Source organism: Paralcaligenes ginsengisoli (assembly GCF_054781135.1).
On the sequence record NZ_BAAGUZ010000012.1, the window covers coordinates 1 to 16843 of the forward strand.

The following is a 16843-nucleotide window of genomic DNA, read 5'->3' on the forward strand; positions in this document are numbered from 1 at the left end:
TCGTCAGCACCCGGCGCTGGACTACCGCCGGACTGCACAGCACCGCCCACCCTGCGGCTCGCGTTGAGGCAATGCATCGAGGTATACGTTGGGGCTGTGGGCATTTAGTCAATCGAGTCATCAATCTCGGTAGATGTGGCCAGGTGATAAAGGTACGGGTGCACGCACGTTAACGGTTTTATTGATGCAGGCCCGTTAACGGTAGGTGCAAGCACATTGATTCCAGGCAAGCCCTAACGTGAGCCGTCTATCGGGGCTTGGGGTCAGGACCGGCGTAAGGCGTGCGCCGGATGCTACCGTAGGGAAGGCGGGGGCTTTCGGCGGGCCATGTTTGAGCGTAGCCGCGCCAGCGGCGTAGCGAGTTTGGCCCGACGCCCGCCTGGACGAGGTAGATCCGGATCAAGCACGCCGTGCCGGCCCTGACCCCAAGCCCCGATAGACGGCGTCTTTATATACCAAACCGTAAATACCAAAGCGACCAACCCATCAAACCCCGTAAACAACCCGAACCAAAAATACTCTAGCTGCGTAGCCCCCGCAGCAAATGACGTGCCAGCGGCGCACGCAGCGTGGCGCTCAGATCAAGGGCCAGCAGGCTCAAGCCGCAGGCGTGTTCGATCAAGGGGTTTTTCGTGGCAAAAATTCGCGGCAGGAAATCTGTAATGCCAGCCGTCAGCCAGCGGTCCGGCCGCCGATTCTGCGCAAACCGGGCCAGCAGTGGTCCCGGATCGTCCTGGCTGCGCTGCAGCCATGGGGCGAGCGACTGGGCAAGCTGTACGGCGTCGCGCAGGCCCAGGTTGAGCCCCTGGCCGGCGACGGGGTGCAGCGTTTGCGCCGCATTGCCGATGGCGACCGTACGCCCATTGAGCAGGGAAGGGCCGGCATGCAGCGCCAGAGGAAACACATGGCGTGGGCCTATGCAGGTAAAGTGCCCGAGGCGATCGCCGAATTGCTCGTGCAGCGCGGTTGCGAACGTCTGATCGTCCAGTCCCCGGAGATCTTCGGCCCGCAGTGGCGAGCAGCACCAGACAATGCCGTACAGATTGGCCGCCTGGGGATGCGGTAAAACGGCGAGAGGGCCTTCCGCGGTGAAGCGCTCGTATGCCCAGTTTTGGGCGGGCCGACTGGCGCGCACAGTGGCCAGAACGGCATGCTGGCGGTAATCGCGCTGTACGCCCTTGGGCCGGGCGCCGTCCGACTGGACGAGCAGTGCGCTCGACAGGCTGCGGTCTGCGAGGTCGATCCGCACCGTTCCGGCGCATTGGGTGGTAACGGTCGATGCACTGATGACGTCGATTCCACAGCGTGCCACGGCCGCGTGCAAAGTGGCCAGCAGCCGGTCGTAGGACACCACGCTGCCCAGGCGGGGCACATTCAGTTCGGTATGGCGTACCAGCGTGCGGCCAAGCCGTCCGCGCTGGGACACGTGTACGGTTTCTATGCTGGCGGCCTGGTCCGGCCACGCTTGCAAGTGTTCGAGCAGAACGCGGCTGCCGTGATTGATCGCCAGCGTGCGCGGGTCGGTGGCCTCTGTGACTGCGGTCAGGCCGGGGGCGAGAAAATGCTTGCCTATCAGGGCGATGCGCTGCGGAATCGGCGCTTTGCCGGCCAGCAGCAGGGCGAGTGTGCATCCCACCGGCCCGTCTCCGGTAATGGCAATATCGTATTCAGGTGAATCCATCGCTTTTTCCCCGCCTCTACTACAATGCATAAGATTTTAAAGCTTTAGTGTAAAAACCCTTGCGGTCAACCGAGGTGTAGCATGACGCAGTCGGAAGTTTCTTCGAATCTATCAATATCTTCCCTGCCACCGGCCGCGCCGGGGCTTGCGCATCGCAGCAAGACCGCCGTGGCCTGGCTGGCGTGCCTGCTGGGCGTGTTTGGAGCGCATTGGTGGTATCTGGGGCGCCCGCGCGCCTGGATGGTCACCGCGTATTCCTGTCTTATGATCGTCCTCGCCAGGTTCTATCCCGTCTGGTGGGACAACCCTCCCTTCCTGCTGTTGCTGTTGCCCATTGCCGATGGCTATATCGAAGCGCTTATCTTCGCCCTCAAACCTGACGACAAGTTCGACCAGAAATACAACCCTCATTCCGCGCGGGTGACCCGAACCCGCTGGGCTCCCGTCATAGCCGCCATTGTCACTACGGTGCTGATGGGCGTGGTGCTTGTGTTCGGCATCGCCATGGCCGTCATCTACATTTATACTTCAATGGGCTGGCTCGATGGCTTGAAGCTGTAGGCCAGTTTCCTTGAATTCCAGTGCGCATTTACAGGTGCCGCGCATTTCCGGCACAGATCGGCCCGGACTCGGGCCACTCTGTTGCGGCGGATCTTTCGAAACACATCTGTTAGAATCCCTTTTCTCCGTCATTGGGGAGTAGCTATCCCTTGGCTTTGGCCAAGAGAGCTTGCGTCAACATACTTGGTGACCCTTCGCCATGGCGCAAGCGGTTGTTGCCTTCGGGCCGCGATCCTGCGAGACCTTTGGCCACGATGCGTCGCTCTGCCGGGCGAAGCGCGTCGTTGCGCCATGGTTATCGCTTCGCCCGGCCCAGTCCTTATGCTGCTTTCCATCATTCTGTTCCTGTCTTCAGCCGCGGCGATTTACTTCGCCTGTGAATTCTTTGTCAATGGCGTCGAATGGGTGGGCTATCGCCTGAACCTGGGCGCCACGGCCGTGGGCACCATATTGGCGGCATTTGGCACGGCCCTGCCCGAAAGCGCGGTGACCTTTGTCGCGGTGGTATTTGGCGGCACCCCCGAGCAGAAGGATATCGGGGTGGGCGCCGCCTTGGGCGGGCCCCTGGTGCTGGCCACTCTGGCGTATGCCGTGGTGGGCTTTGCCATGTTGCGCAGAGCCAGGCTGACCCCCGGAGTACCCTGTACCATCGCTGCGGATCAGCAACGCCTGGCACGCGATCAGGCTTGGTTCATGGCCATTTTCGTGATCAAGGTGCTGTTGGGTGTGCTGGTGTTTGCCTGGAAGCCCTGGCTGGGGATACTGTTCCTGCTGGCCTACGGTCTTTATGTGAAACACGAGCTTGGCGCGGAAGACGGCGGCGTCGATGTCGACGGGCTGGAGCCGCTCAAGATCCGGCCCCGCGATTCGAGTCCGACGATGTTCTGGGCACTGCTTCAAACGCTGCTGGCGCTGCTGGTCATTGCCGTGGCTTCGCATACGTTTGTCCGGCAGATCGAAACCATCGGGATCTGGGCGGGTGCGTCGCCGCATATCGCCGCCTTGCTATTGTCCCCCGTGGCCACCGAGTTGCCGGAGATCATGAATGCCCTGATCTGGGTCAGGCAAGGCAAGGAACGCCTGGCTCTGGCCAACATCTCGGGGGCCATGATGATACAGGCTACCATTCCCAGCGCCCTGGCCATTTTCATGACGCCCTGGCATCTGGACACGCCCCTGCTGGTCGCAGCCGGCATCACTATGCTGTCGATCGCCTTTTTGTGGCTTCAGTTCAGGCGCGGCGCCATGCGCGTTTCCGCACTGGCCAGTGTCGGCGCCCTGTATCTGGTATTCGTGGTTTTTGTAGCGGTGTTTTTCCGGGCTTGACCAGCGTCAACAGTCCATCCGCCCTGGCAGAAGGCTGCTACGCAGCGCCAGCGTCACTGCAAGAGCTCCGGATGTTTGCGCCGAAGATCGGCCCCGATTTTGCGGGCTTCCTTCAGTATTTTTTCACTATCGACAGTGTGCGGTATTAGATGCTGATCCACCAAGTATTTGATTGTTTCATCGAACGAGCGAGCGGTGAAATCGTCAACAGTGGGGTCAAAGGTCAAATAGCGAAACGAGGTGTCGACAACAGCTTTGTCCGCTTTTATGAACTCGGCCTCTATGGTGGCCGCTTCTTGTGGGTTCTTGCGCACAAACTGCTCTGAAGCCCATAGTGCCTGGACAGCGGGTTCCAGTTTGTCGGGGTGCTTTGCGGCCCAGTTGTCGCTGATGAAGAAAAAGCCGCCACCTTGTACGAGGCTCCCCATCCGGGACAGAATCAGCCCGTTATCGCCCATTTTATTCTTCGTCAATGTCAAGTATGGTTCTATGCCCACCATGGCGTCGACCGCTCCCTGAACCAGCATCGGGCCCATCGATGTGAAGCTTGCGTTCACTCTTTTGACTGCACTGACAGGAACCCCTGCGGATTTCAGTAATTTGTCAAAACCCTGCACGGGTGCCGTTCCGGCAGAGATTGCCACTTTTTTGCCCCGAAGGTCGGAGATGTCTTTGATGTCGGCATTCTTGCGCACCAGGATGCCATAGGAATCCCCGCCTTTGGCATACATCGCGTAGGGCTTGAAGGGCAGGCCATTCGCAGCGGCGATGATCGTCGGCTCTATTCCTCCAGCCGACCAGTCCACCTGGTTGGACGCCAGGGCCTGGCTACCCTGGACACCGCCCACCAGATGCCTGACTTCGACGTCGAAACCCTGCTGCGCGAAAAAACCTTTCTTGACGCCCACGACAAGCGCCGTCTGGGCTGCGCCGCTTAGAACTCCCAGGCGAACCTTCATCAGGTCGGCCGCATTCGCGGATACTGCCAGAACAGCGCAAAGCATTATGCTAAGTAAATGGATCAGTCTTATATGCATGTCGTCCTCCATTTGTACTTCGGAACTTCAGGAACGGTACGAAAATGTACCGGCTATCGTCTTTTCGCCTTTGTGATTCATGGCCCATACATCATAGGCGTCGGCTCTGTCCGCCAGCACGCAGCCACCTGCCGTTATCGTATCGCCGACTCGAACTGGGGCTACAAAGCGGATGTCGAGAATGCCTCCATCCAGATGGGTGGCACCCAGGCTATGCGCGAGGGATCGCCATATCAAATTCACGCTTAGCGTTCCGTGGGCGATAATGGTGCCTAAGGGAGTGGCGGCGGCGAAGTCCGGGTCAATGTGAATCGGGTTGTAGTCGTTCGTGAGCGCCGCGTATTGGCGGATGAGTTCGGCGGTGATGTATTGCGAACATTCTTTGAGTTTCATGGTATTTTCATTGAGCCACAATAGAGGCGAAACGGCCACGGAATACCATTTCGTTGGTGTCGCCCGTGGTTTCGAATGCCAAATAAACCCACCGTCTGCCTTTGCGGATCTGCTTGTCTTCGCACTGGATGGTGGTAGCCAGTGTTTCCCCCCTGCGTGGCAGGCGAAGTACGTCGAAACGTTGTCCTCCATGAATATTTCCCGGAGGGCGGGGTGTAATAACGGCCGTGTACGCAAGCATGGTTATCACTGACAACATACCGGGCGGCACCGTGTTGCCTTGCCATATGTCTTGCGGGAAGACCTGCAGCCATTGCGACTCGAGATCAGGGCCGATGAACAGGTGATGAGGCCCATATATTTGACCCACTTCATAATGCTCGAACGTAAACATCAAGCTCTCCTGGGGTAGGCTTGAGGAAGATGAATGGCGCCATCTCCGCGGCATTCAAAGCCGATATCGACGCGCATGCCGATATAAATCGCATCAAGGCTGCATTCAAGCATATTCGCCATAATCCGAAACCCTTCATCGAGGTCTATCAATGTGATCGCATAAGGAACATCGGGCTTGAATGGAGCGCTCGGCGCGCGATGCACGATGGTAAATGTATGCACGGACCCCGTCCCATTGGACTTTTTCCATTCCAACGCAGAGTTGTGGCAGCGCACGCAGACAGTCCTTGGATAAAACTGAACATGGCCGCAGGTGCTGCAGCATTGGTAAGTCAAGAATCCATCTGCACAAGCTTGCCAGAACGGTTCTGTCTCGAAAGTGGCTCGTGGCACCGGTTTCATTACAACCTCCCCAGCACAAGGGAACAATGAGCGGACAGTACCCCGCCATCGCCGTGGACGAAAGCCAGCTCCGCATCCTTGACCTGACGTGTATTGGCTTCTCTACGAAGCTGCCTGACCGCCTCCACCACATGGAACATGCCGCCCGCGGCCCCCGAATGCCCATAGGAAAGCAGTCCGCCGTGCGTATTGCAGGGAAGTACGCCATCAAGCTCCAATGCTCCGTGTGCAATGGCCGGCCCAGCCTCGCCGCGAGCGAAGAAACCAATCGACTCCAGTTCTACGATCAACGTGATCGTGAAAGAGTCATAGATTTCCGCCACATCAATATCGGACACGCTCAACCCGGCACGGCGAAACGCCAGGGCAGCGGAGTTCTTGCAGCCGAAATCGACCAAAGAGGGCGCGGCAACAATATGTTCATGAGTGTGGCCTTGCCCCGCACCCAGGATTCCTACCGCCGGTTTGGGCAGTTCGTTTCTGGCATCGCCAGTACTGATCACGACAGCCGCGGCACCGTCGGAAACCAGGCAGCAATCCAAAAGATGCAACGGCGAGGCAATCATTCTCGACTGCAGAACGTCTTCCAGTGTTATGGGTTCGCGCATATGGGCTTGCGGGTGACGTGCCGCGTGCTTGCGTTGGACCACGGCAACCGCCGCCATTTGTTCGGCGGTCAAGCCGAATTCATGCATATAGCGTTGCGCTACCATGCCGTAGGCGGCTGGAATGCTCATTCCATAAGGCTGCTCGAACTGAGGGTGACCGAATCCCGCAAGCGCAGCCACCGCGCCGTCGCGAGACATGCCCGTCAGCCTGTTGTCGCCGGTTAAGGCGAGCACGTGGCGGCATACCCCTGCTTCGATCAATGCCGCAGCCTGCATAACCAGGGTTGCGGCGGTCGCTCCGCCTAGCGAGAGGGACGATTCAAATACGGCAGAAATTCCGAGATACTCCGCGACTGCCGAACTCAGCATGGGATGGGGCTCGGCAAGAGAGTAGGCGCATAGCAATCCATCTATATCGCCTATTCCAAGGCCTGCGTCGGCCACGGCGCCCAGAGCCGCCTCGGCATGCAGGCTCATGCACGAACTCCTTGGAAGATTTCCAACCTTAGTGTCGAAAACGCCGCTGATCACAGGAATTCGCATTAATTCTGTTCCTAATGGCCTCAATCAAATTTGAGCATCAATATGTAGCTTTGGTGGAGAATTCTTCGCATACAGCCCTGTTCAATGTCATGCCACGTATCGCGCCCAGTGAATTCGCAGGCGGCATTTTGCCGCACTGGAAACGTGCTGTCGGGACAGTACGCAAGACATCATTCATCTGTGCCTGTCTGTCCGGGCGATGAATATCTCTTGTGCGGTGCCTACACCCTTATATTGTTGTACGGATAGCATAGGGTCAAATAGAATTAGCGCCTAGGACAATGCCAAAAAGACATAGGGAGGCTCAGGACTCTTTGAACATCTCTTCAGCCACCTCGCGGCAGATTGCCGCCAAAGACGTGGCCAAAGGCAGGCGAGGACGCTGCAACGGGAAGAAAAAGCGGAATTGATGCGTAATTGTTGGATGGAACGGAATCTGCACCAGCAGATGGGCAAATGCCAGGGCGGAGAACCGGTCGACAACGGCCACACCCATGCCGGCAGCGACCAGTTGGCAAATCACGGCGCCGTATTGTGCCTCGCTAACCATCTTGGGGCGTTGCGCTATGTTTTGAAACGCAGCATCCATCTTTTGACGGGCTGCTGTTTCAAGCGGCATCGCAACTACATGCTCGTCTACGAGATCTGCGGCTGTGATCGATTCGTAGTCTGCAAAACGATGTCCAATTGGTACGATGCATACTGCGTCCACGCTCTGCAGTATTTCGGAAGCCGAGTCCGGGTAGTCCAGCGGATAGCAGGAAAGCGCTATGTCAAACAATTGGGCATCGATATGAGGCCGAAGCTCGCGACGCACAACCACCTCTAGCGATACGCTGACGTTCGGGAATTTTTTGCGAAAGGCGGCCAAAGCATGGGGTAAAAGACCATGAGCCATGGGGGTCGTAGCGACGACCCGGACATGGCCCGCATTGGAACCCCTTGCGGAACACAGCAAGTTGGCCACTCGGTCGATGCTGGAAAACACTTTCTCGACTTCGTCCAGCAAGGCTAGCGCCTGCTGCGTAGGACGCAGGCGCCCTTGCTTGCGTTCGAAAAGTTGATATCCCGCGGCGACCTCGAGGTCGGAAATGAGCCGGCTGACCGCGGGCTGGGAAATATGCAGGAGAGTCCCCGCCTCGAGCGTCGTCCCTGTGACGATCACGGCACGAAACGCCTGTATCTGGCGCAGATTCACCCTGTCCTTGCGCCCGGGGCCCGTGGGCAGTTCCAGCGCGGTGTCTCCGACCGTATTTTCCATCTCATTCATTACCGGTGACTCCTATATGAGCAGGTGTCTATGCATTCTGCTCGACCGGTGCATTAAGTATGCTGTCTTATAGCATTTTGAGCAGAGGGCGGCAAACTTCATTTGGATGTGTAGATAGTAGTGCAAAGCCAGGCTGGAGCAGCGTATCCAGCGGTTCCAGGAGATCCGGGAGTCTCTGCCGATTGAGCACGGCGGGCACATGTCGGGCTATGTCTTTTTTGCATTCGCGCAGGCCTTTATTCTATTTGACCGGACGATGCCGCTAAATCAGAATCAACTGGCGTTACTACAGGCTGGCGGCACAACACCATAGATTCTATTTTTAAGGATGGCGGTATGAAAGCCAAAGTGCGATATGCACATGAAATGTGCCCGGGCGAGCAATATGAGCCGATGCATTTTTCCATATCCGCTGAACTCAATCAGCAATTTCTCTATTCAATAGATGACTTCAATCCCATCTACTTGAGAGAAAAAGAGGGGCGGCCCGCCCAGGTCCACCCGATGATCCTGCTGCATATGTCCGCGAGGACACGCAGCCGCTCCTTTATTCTGGCCCCCAACACGGGTTCAGTCTTCGCAAAGGAAAAAGTGGCATTTCATGGTCCGGTGTTTGTCGACGAGCTGTTATCGACTCGCTGGACGATACAGGACGTCTACAAGAAAAACGGAAGGCTATATCAGGCCCTGGCCATCACAATCACGAGCGGAACACAGCTTGTTCTGGACAGGGAGATGCACTCCGTATTCGCAACCAACGACGGCACCACGCTCGAATTACCGGGGCATCAAAATGGCTAACGGCATCCGCTCAGAAAAAACTGGGCTTGCGATAGGCAGCATCCTGCACGGCAGGAGCTTCAGGTGTACCCTGGCGCGAACGCTCGCCTTTTCGGGAGGCCCACTGGACACACCTGGCTGGCCGCAACGCAATCTTCATACCGACGAGGCAAAAGCGCTGGAAGCCGGATTACCTGGCATCATCGTTTCAGGTACCCAGTTCGAGGGGCTGTTGCTCAGCTATCTCACCGACCTGTTCGGCGAACACTGGTATCGCAACGGCAAACTGGAGGCCAAATTTGTCAGGAATGTCTTTATCAACGACGTAGTCCTGCCTGTTGTAGTCGTCCGGGATATCGCAACCATAGGGCAAGAGATCGTATTCCATCTGGACGTCTGGTGTGAAAGGCAGGATGGAGAGAAGGCCTTGATAGGGCAAGCGTGCGTCAATGTGCCGGCATCTGAATCCGCCTCCGGTTCGATAGAGGGATGACCATGTATCGATTGCTCGAACATCAGGCTAAAGAGTGGCTGGCGAAGCATGATTTTCCGGTACCCGCGGGTGAGGTGGCTTATAGCCCCGGCCAGGCGCGCGCCATAGCGGAGCGGTTTCCGTCCGGAGTGGCTGTCAAGGCACTGATCCCGACAGGAAGGCGCGGCAAGGCCGGTGCCGTACAGTTGGCGCGATCACCCGATGATGCCCATGCGGCAGCGGTGTCTCTATTGGGAAGGGAAATCGAGGGTTTCCAGGTGAGCTCGATTTACGTCGAAGAACTTGTGGAAATCGAGAAAGAGTATTTTCTGTCATTTTCCATGTCTCAGGACGGGGTGCAAGTGTTTATCAGCGCCACGGGTGGAATCGAAGTGGATACGCTGTTCGAGTTGCGGCCTGATGCGCTGGTCAGTGATCGTATCGACCCTTTGGCCGGACTCCCTGTATGGCGCGCGGTCGACCTATGGTGCCGTTCTGGATTGGAGAACAAGGATGTGCTGCACAGTCTCGCGGCACTCACCTCCCGTTTGCATGACGCATTTCAGGCCGCAGATGCCATAACCTTGGAAATAAACCCACTTACCGTAAACCGCGACGGAACTCTTGGCGTGGTCGGCGCGATGATGGCCATAGACGAGGCGGCTCTATTTCGCCACACGCAGTGGCGCGACGCCACACGGGAAGAAACGATCTCCACCAACGAGAGGGAGCGCCTCGTGCATGAGGCAAATGCTGTTCTTCCGGGTGGCGAAGCGCAGTACGTGGAACTCGATGGCAATATCGGACTCTTTGTCGGAGGTGGGGGAGCGGGGCTGTATCTCCACGATCTGATCGTCGACCTGGGAGGTAAGCCGGCGAATCATTGTGTAACACCGCCGACGGGGCGTGATATACGCAAAATGAAGTCGGTTGTGACGGCGATTGTTAGCAACCCCGCAACCCAATGTCTGCTGGTGGGGTTCAATTTCGCCCAGATGGCGCGCGCCGATTTGCGTTTTCAGGCGCTTACGGAGGTCCTGAAAGAGCAATCCATTGACACAAGGGTTTTCCCCATCGTGGTTCGGCTTTTTGGTGCAGGCGAAGATGAGGCGCGCGAAATGGCACGTCATTTCCCCGGTATGACGTACATGCCTAAAGGAAGCTCGTTGCGCGACGCCGCGGCCGAAATCGTTCGAGTTTCCCGGGCGCTTGGGGGAGAGGTATCGCCATGAGCATTTTGATAGACAAAGAGACGCGTGTAATCATCAGCGGCATTACCGGGGCTACGGCGAGAATCGATGCCCAACGGTCATTGCGGTATGGAACGAAGATCGTGGGGGGGGTTTCTCCCGGGAAAGGCGGCCAGGTCGTCCATGGGATTCACGTTTATGACACGATTCGCTACGCCCTGCTTGAACATGAAGCGAATGCAGCCGTAATCTATGTGCCTGCGGCGGCCGTCCGCAATGCGGTCCTGGAGGCACTGGATGGAGGCATAAAACTCATTCTGGCCACAGCGGAATATGTTCCGATCCATGACGCCGCCTATATTGCCGCGGCATGCAAAGCCGCTGGCGCGCATCTGGTCGGGTGCAACACCAACGGCATCGTATCTCCCGGAAAATGCCGTCTGGGTGGCATTGGCGGTGAAGATCCGAACGAGATCTATGTTCCGGGCTCAATAGGAATCTGCTCACGCTCGGGAGGAATGTCGGCGGAAATAGGCCTTGCTCTGAAGCAGGGCGGGTTCGGGGTTTCCACCTGCGTCTCCATGGGAGGAGACTGCATCACAGGGCTGGAGATGGCGGACTATGCCGCAATGTTCGAGGACGACCCGGAAACAAAAGCCATGATCATGTTCGGTGAGCCGGGAACGCGCAACGAGCAGCATCTGGCGGATATGGTTGCGTCCGGCAAAATCAGCAAGCCGGTGCTGGCTCTTGTTGTCGGGCAGTTCCAGGAGGCCTATCCAAAAGGTGTCAGCTTCGGCCATGCTGCGGCAATAATAGGTTCTGCCCACGATAGTGCATCGAGCAAGCGGATTATGTTACGCAATGCCGGCGTGAATGTATGCCAGTCTCTCGATGATATTCCCGGTATCCTCAATCGTGTTCTTGCCGATCACGGAACATTCGCCAACGTTGAAGGGGGTTGCTCATGATTTTCTTCCTTAAGGCTGCAGACGTCGCTTCTGGATTGCGCGCGGTCGGCAAGAATATTCTTTTGACTCTGGCCGTATCGCTGCTGACCGCATGGTCCTGCGGCGTCGCCGCCCAGGAACGCGTCAAGGTACGTCTTGGTATTGTGACCGTCTCGTCGCAAATGGCGCTCTATATTGGCGTGGCAAAGGGCTTTTTCGCTCAGAAAGGTTTCGACGTGGAGGTTCGCGCGCTTGCCAGCGGAGTGCAGGCGAACCAGGCTCTCGCGGCGAATCAGGTGGACTGGTCGGCGGGTGGAGTGGAATCCACCATCATCGCGGCCAGCATCAAGTTGGCATTCAAGCCTTATGCAATGTATGCGAAAGGCGGGGACTCGCTTGGAATTCTGGTCCGGAATTCGGCAGGTATTCATACTCCGCAAGATTTGTCGGGAAAGCGTATTGCAGTCGTAAATGGCACCGGTTCGGCACAGGGGCTGAATGGTTATCTCGAGGCAAATGGGTTGCCGCGCGATTCTGTCAAACGCATCAATACAACGTTCGGTGCCATGGGCCGGCTGCTGCTCACGGGAGCCGTCGACGGAATGGTGGGGCTCGAACCCTTCTTGACGGCGACCCAGGAACAAGCTGGAAATACCGTTGCCTTACTCACCAGGTTGGGGAAATATGTTCAGGGCGGGGGATTCTTTCTCATTTCGGACAAATGGGCTGCGGCTCATCCAGACAAGATCGAGCCTGCTGTAGAGGCATTGGCCATGGCACAGCAGTTCATCCGGCAGCATCCAGATCAGGCGGCATCGCTCGAAGCCGGGTTCCTGAAGATCGATTCTGATATCATCGAGCGATCTTCGAAAGTATTGACATTCATGCCCGGCATCGACCCGTTCACTGAATTGTCGCTAAGGAAAACCTCACGCTATCTTTCCAATGAACATTTAATCCAGGCTCCTGTAGATACCGACGCCATGCTGCTCAAAGCAAAGCAAATAACCATTGACCTGAATGAGCGCCGGCCGGAGTTGATGAAATGACGCCCGAAGCCGGTGGCGCCCCGCCCATATTGGTAGCAGACCGCATATGTAAAACGTTTGAAGACACCGATGGCCAGAACATCGTTGCCTTGTCCGATGTGTCGCTCTCTGTGCGAGCCCATGAGTTTGTCTCTATCGTCGGGCCATCCGGTTGTGGAAAATCCACGTTTCTGAGAATCGTGGCTGGGCTCGACCAGCGAAGCAATGGCACCATTACGGTAAACAACCGGGAAATATCGGGTCCTGGGGCGGACCGTGGCATGGTATTCCAGGAATATGCCTTGCTTCCCTGGAAGACAACGTTGTCCAATGTAGCGTTTGGACTGCAGCTCAGAAAGGTGCCGAAGGCCGAACGGAATCAAATTGCACAACGCTATATTGATCTGGTAGGGCTTAGAGGGTTCGAGCATAAACACCCACATCAGCTCTCCGGGGGAATGCGCCAAAGGGCCGCTGTTGCCAGAGCTTTGGCAAACAGTCCTGCCATCTTGCTGATGGACGAACCCTTTGCCGCCATCGATGCCATCACACGTCGGCGCCTGCAGGAAGAGCTGGGTGAAATTTGCGCAAAAGAGGGCATGACTGTGTTGTTCGTCACTCATTCCGTCGACGAAGCCATCTTCCTGTCCGACCGGGTCATTGTGTTTTCCGATCGCCCGGGTCGCGTGGCGTGCGAGATGCGTGTAAATATTGAAAGGCCGAGACACTGGGAAACAGCCATCAAAGACAGACAGTTCATCGAGCTGCGCGATTCTATTCTTCAGACGCTGGGCCATCCCGCTGATCAGGACACCACCGGGGCACATATATGAGAACGACGGCCCTGCATATATCCCGTGGCGGATTTACTGCAATTGTCTGCCGCAGCATCGCTCCTTATATAACCGCGATTGTTGTCTGGCAGGCATTGTCCCTGCTTGATCTATGGCCTAGGGTTCTGTTTCCTTCTCCCGTAGACGTCGCCAAAGCGTTCGGTCAGGATCTGCTTTCGGGCATGTTGTTGGTCAATCTGGCCGTAAGTCTGAAAAGCCTATGCCTCGGCTTCATGGCGGGCGCCATCCTTGGCCTGCCATTGAGCTATCTCATGGCGCTGAGCAAAGGCAGTCGCAATTTCTTTGATCCATTAATCAGCCTGATTCAGGCAATTCCCGGTTTGGCCTGGATTCCTTTCGCCATTCTGTGGTTCGGCCTGGGCCAGGGCGCAGTTACGTTCATTGTCGCAATGTCGGTTTTCTTCCCCGTTCTTCATAGCGTCTTGACCGCAATACGGCAAGTGCAACCCGTGCTCATCGAGGCCACGCAAACGCTCGGGGCAAAGCGGTTTGCCATCATAATGCACGTCATCTTCCCTGCCACGCTTCCCAGTCTCATGACCGGGATAAGATTGGGTATAGCCTTCGGCTTCCGGTCCCTGATCGGGGGGGAAATGATTGCCAGCACAGACGGCATCGGGTATGCCATTTACAATGCGCAACAATACTTCCAGTCTGCTCGCATTGTCGTCGGGATGCTAGCGATAGGAATTACATGGCTGCTGATGGATAGGCTAGTGCTCAGGCCCATAGAAAGGCGCACCATCGAACGCTGGGGTCTCGTCGGGGACAGTTTCGAGAAAGCGTGACCTAGCTTATTCCATCCGCTCTCCATCCATTACAATCGGGTTTTTACGGAACCTGTTGCTCATGGATTTGCTAGGCTGGCTCACTCCCTGGGAGTTTTCCCCCTCCTTGCTGCTGATGTTTTTCATCGGCGGCGGCTTGTTCGTGCGTGGCGCCCGGGTGCATCGGGTTTCGGTGGTGCGCCAAGGCTCCTTCTGGCTGGGCCTGATCCTACTGTATCTGTCCTTGCATACCCGTATCGACTACTACGCCGAGCGCATGTTTTTTGTGCACCGGCTACAGCACCTGGTATTGCATCATTTGGGGCCGCTGCTCATTATGGGTGCCTATCCCGGGCAAGCCATGCGGGCCGGCCTGCCCATGCGCTGGCGGATTGCGCTGCGCGATTTTCGCCGCACGCCTGTTGGCCGTTCGGCCGAAGCGCTGCTGACGCACAAGTTCCTGATTCCCCTGCTGTTCGTCTTGATGGTGGTGGTGTGGCTGATCCCCTCCGTGCAGTTCTATTCCATGCTCGACTGGCGCCTTTATCGTGTGATGAACTGGTCCGTGGTGGCCAGCGGGTTTCTGTACTGGAACCTGATTCTCGATCGGCGGCCCAGCCCGCCGGCGGCCATGTCGCCGGGCGGCCGCATTCTTTCGCCGGTTCTCACGATGGCGCCGCAAATGGTGGTCGGGGCGGTCATTACTTTTACATCGCGCGATCTCTATCCCATTTTTGAATTGTGCGGGCGTGCCATTCCCGGCATACCGGCGGCCATGGATCAAACCATTGGCGGCCTGACCATGTGGATTCCCGCCGGCCTTATCGAGATAGTGGGCCTGCTGTTGGCCTTGGGAACACTAATGCGACTGTCGTCCAAAGGGCGTCTTCCCAACAAGCGCGCCCTGGCCAAACAGGCGCGGCAGGCGACAGTCGGCGCGGCGTAGAGACGCCGCGCAGGGCTGCCCCTCGCACCGCATTGCCGATTATCATAGACAAATGAATCTTGATTTTCTCCATTCCAGATCCATATCCTTCAAACTGTGCGCGGCGGGCCTGGCCGCAGCGCTGGTCGCGCCGCTGTCCGCCCGCAGCCAGCCTGTGGGTATTCCCAGCATGGGGGCCGCTTCATCGGCCGAACTGTCGCCCCGGCTGGAGCGCACATTGGGCGATGCCATCATGGAGCAGGGGCGGCGCGATCCCACTTATATTGGCGACCCCGAGGTCAGCCAATACCTTACTGAAATGGGGCGCAAATTAGCCGCCGGGGCTCCCGGCGGCGCACAGCCGATCACGGTTTTTGGGGTGCGCGATCCCGAAATCAACGCTTTTGCCTTACCGGGCGGCTATATCGGTGTGAATAGCGGCCTGGTCGTCTCGTCGCAGAACGAATCCCAACTGGCTTCGGTGATTGCGCATGAAATAGGTCATGTGGTGCAGCGGCATATCGCACGCGGCATGACACAGCAATCGCAAAATAGTGGCGTCATGATTGCCTCGCTGGTGGCGGCCCTGTTGGCGGGTTTGTCAGGAAACGGCGATCTGGCCGTGGGCGTGGCCGCTTTTGGCCAGGCCGCCGCGGTTGATCGTCAACTTGGATTCTCCCGCCAGGCCGAGCAGGAGGCGGATCGCGCCGGTTTCGAAATGCTGCGCAAGGCCGGCTACGACCCCAAGGGCATGGTGCAAATGTTTACCCGCCTGATGAAAGCGTCGCGATTGAATGAAGGTGCGGGCGGCGGCGCGTATGCCAGCACGCATCCTCTGTCTATACAACGCCTGTCGGACATTGAAAATCGGGTCGAGGAATTGCCTCAGGTTCACCATCGCGACAGCGATGCATTCTGGTATCTGCGGGCTCAGTTGCGCATTATGCAGGCTTTGGATAGATCGGCCCGGCAGGACGCCTTGCGGCAGTTGAATCTCGACGCGACACAGCAAACCGGGGTGCGACGGTCGGCCGCCTGGTACGGGATTGCCTATGCGGCCTGGAAAAAAAATGAGTTGAGCCAGGCCGAGGCCGCCCTGCAAAAGGCGCAGCAAGGAGGCGACAACTCACCGGAGTTGGCCCGCTTGTCGATACTGCTCGCCAATAGCCGGGGCAACGGCGATGCTGCGCTGAAGATGGCGCAGAGTGCATGGGCGCGTTGGCCGGATAACCAGGGAATAGCTTTGGCCATGGTCGATGTCATGCAAAAAAACAATCGCGACAAAGAGGCGTTGCAGTTTCTGGCGCAGCGCGTAAAGCAGTGGCCCGAGTTGCCGCAATTGCATCGCCTTGAGGCGCAAAGCCATGAGCGCCTGGGGCAAAAGGTGGCGGCGCGGCGCGCAATGGCCAGTTATTACGAGCAAACGGGTGCGTTGTCGACCGCCGTGGAGCAATTGCAGCAGGCGCGGAGTCTGTCCAGCGATTTTTATACTCAGTCGGAGCTGGACGCACAAATTCGCTCGATCAAACAACGCCTGGAAACTGAACGCGAGCTGTTGCAAAGGTTCAAGAAGCCCTGAGGCCGGTTTCTTGCGGGGGGCGGCTGTGCTGGTGCGGTATCAGTGGCAGGTATTTTCCCTGACGGGGAATTGTTCCATTTC

18 protein-coding genes and 1 riboswitch are annotated in these 16843 nt (G+C 57.4%); of the genes, 11 read left to right on the forward strand and 7 right to left on the reverse strand.

Annotated features, from left to right (window positions below):
• Positions 1-520: 520 nt before the first annotated feature.
• Positions 521-1681 carry an FAD-dependent monooxygenase gene (locus ACYVIS_RS08260; RefSeq protein ID WP_460873732.1) on the reverse strand — a complete coding sequence of 387 codons (1161 nt, stop codon included), beginning with the start codon at positions 1679-1681 and terminating at the stop codon, positions 521-523.
• A gap of 81 nt (positions 1682-1762) precedes the next feature.
• Here ACYVIS_RS08260 and ACYVIS_RS08265 point away from each other — a divergent pair, with 81 nt between their 5' ends.
• Both ACYVIS_RS08265 and ACYVIS_RS08270 read left to right on the forward strand, forming a co-directional pair.
• Positions 1763-2242 (forward strand): NINE protein, encoded by a 480-nt coding sequence (locus tag ACYVIS_RS08265; RefSeq protein ID WP_460873733.1) that lies wholly within the window; start codon positions 1763-1765, stop codon positions 2240-2242.
• A gap of 121 nt (positions 2243-2363) precedes the next feature.
• A riboswitch (yybP-ykoY riboswitch) is annotated at positions 2364-2559 on the forward strand.
• Between the two features lie 4 nt (positions 2560-2563).
• A complete protein-coding gene (locus tag ACYVIS_RS08270) occupies positions 2564-3568 on the forward strand; it encodes a sodium:calcium antiporter (RefSeq protein ID WP_232740871.1) in 1005 nt (334 codons plus the stop codon).
• Positions 3569-3621: 53 nt separating this feature from the next.
• On the opposite strand, the gene ACYVIS_RS08275 is transcribed toward ACYVIS_RS08270, so the two are convergent.
• The 6 genes from ACYVIS_RS08275 to ACYVIS_RS08300 form a co-directional block, all read right to left on the reverse strand.
• Positions 3622-4605 carry an ABC transporter substrate-binding protein gene (locus ACYVIS_RS08275; RefSeq protein WP_460873734.1) on the reverse strand — a complete coding sequence of 328 codons (984 nt, stop codon included), beginning with the start codon at positions 4603-4605 and terminating at the stop codon, positions 3622-3624.
• A gap of 27 nt (positions 4606-4632) precedes the next feature.
• Entirely contained in the window at positions 4633-4998 is a 366-nt protein-coding gene (locus ACYVIS_RS08280; protein WP_460873735.1) for a MaoC family dehydratase, read from the reverse strand.
• A 7-nt stretch (positions 4999-5005) separates the two neighbouring features.
• Entirely contained in the window at positions 5006-5392 is a 387-nt protein-coding gene (locus ACYVIS_RS08285; protein WP_460873736.1) for a hypothetical protein, read from the reverse strand.
• Entirely contained in the window at positions 5392-5796 is a 405-nt protein-coding gene (locus ACYVIS_RS08290) for a Zn-ribbon domain-containing OB-fold protein (RefSeq protein WP_460873737.1), read from the reverse strand. The genes ACYVIS_RS08285 and ACYVIS_RS08290 overlap by 1 nt, the downstream gene beginning before the upstream one ends.
• The gene (locus tag ACYVIS_RS08295) at positions 5796-6947 is read right to left on the reverse strand and encodes a thiolase family protein (protein WP_460873738.1); all 1152 of its coding nucleotides are present in this window, start codon (positions 6945-6947) and stop codon (positions 5796-5798) included. Before ACYVIS_RS08295 ends, ACYVIS_RS08290 begins: the two co-directional genes overlap by 1 nt.
• A gap of 304 nt (positions 6948-7251) precedes the next feature.
• Positions 7252-8217, reverse strand: a complete 966-nt coding sequence (locus tag ACYVIS_RS08300; protein WP_460873739.1) for a LysR substrate-binding domain-containing protein — start codon at positions 8215-8217, stop codon at positions 7252-7254.
• A gap of 336 nt (positions 8218-8553) precedes the next feature.
• Between ACYVIS_RS08300 and ACYVIS_RS08305 the strand changes: the two genes are divergently transcribed.
• Genes ACYVIS_RS08305 through ACYVIS_RS08345 form a run of 9 tightly spaced genes read left to right on the forward strand, consistent with a single transcriptional unit; the run spans position 8554 to position 16762 of the window.
• Entirely contained in the window at positions 8554-9018 is a 465-nt protein-coding gene (locus ACYVIS_RS08305) for an FAS1-like dehydratase domain-containing protein (RefSeq protein WP_460873740.1), read from the forward strand.
• Positions 9011-9490, forward strand: coding sequence for a MaoC/PaaZ C-terminal domain-containing protein (locus tag ACYVIS_RS08310; RefSeq protein WP_460873741.1), 480 nt, complete (start codon positions 9011-9013; stop codon positions 9488-9490). Before ACYVIS_RS08305 ends, ACYVIS_RS08310 begins: the two co-directional genes overlap by 8 nt.
• 11 nt (positions 9491-9501) lie before the next feature.
• The gene (locus ACYVIS_RS08315) at positions 9502-10701 is read left to right on the forward strand and encodes an ATP-grasp domain-containing protein (protein WP_460873742.1); all 1200 of its coding nucleotides are present in this window, start codon (positions 9502-9504) and stop codon (positions 10699-10701) included.
• A complete protein-coding gene (locus tag ACYVIS_RS08320; protein WP_460873743.1) occupies positions 10698-11630 on the forward strand; it encodes a succinate--CoA ligase subunit alpha in 933 nt (310 codons plus the stop codon). Before ACYVIS_RS08315 ends, ACYVIS_RS08320 begins: the two co-directional genes overlap by 4 nt.
• Complete coding sequence (locus tag ACYVIS_RS08325) at positions 11627-12658, forward strand: ABC transporter substrate-binding protein (RefSeq protein WP_460873744.1); 1032 nt, start codon at positions 11627-11629, stop codon at positions 12656-12658. The genes ACYVIS_RS08320 and ACYVIS_RS08325 overlap by 4 nt, the downstream gene beginning before the upstream one ends.
• Positions 12655-13470 (forward strand): ABC transporter ATP-binding protein, encoded by an 816-nt coding sequence (locus ACYVIS_RS08330; protein WP_460873745.1) that lies wholly within the window; start codon positions 12655-12657, stop codon positions 13468-13470. The genes ACYVIS_RS08325 and ACYVIS_RS08330 overlap by 4 nt, the downstream gene beginning before the upstream one ends.
• Positions 13467-14279, forward strand: a complete 813-nt coding sequence (locus ACYVIS_RS08335) for an ABC transporter permease (protein ID WP_460873746.1) — start codon at positions 13467-13469, stop codon at positions 14277-14279. The genes ACYVIS_RS08330 and ACYVIS_RS08335 overlap by 4 nt, the downstream gene beginning before the upstream one ends.
• A gap of 52 nt (positions 14280-14331) precedes the next feature.
• Positions 14332-15204, forward strand: a complete 873-nt coding sequence (locus ACYVIS_RS08340; protein WP_460873749.1) for a cytochrome c oxidase assembly protein — start codon at positions 14332-14334, stop codon at positions 15202-15204.
• Positions 15205-15256: 52 nt separating this feature from the next.
• Positions 15257-16762, forward strand: a complete 1506-nt coding sequence (locus ACYVIS_RS08345; RefSeq protein WP_460873747.1) for a M48 family metalloprotease — start codon at positions 15257-15259, stop codon at positions 16760-16762.
• Positions 16763-16843 lie beyond the last annotated feature (81 nt).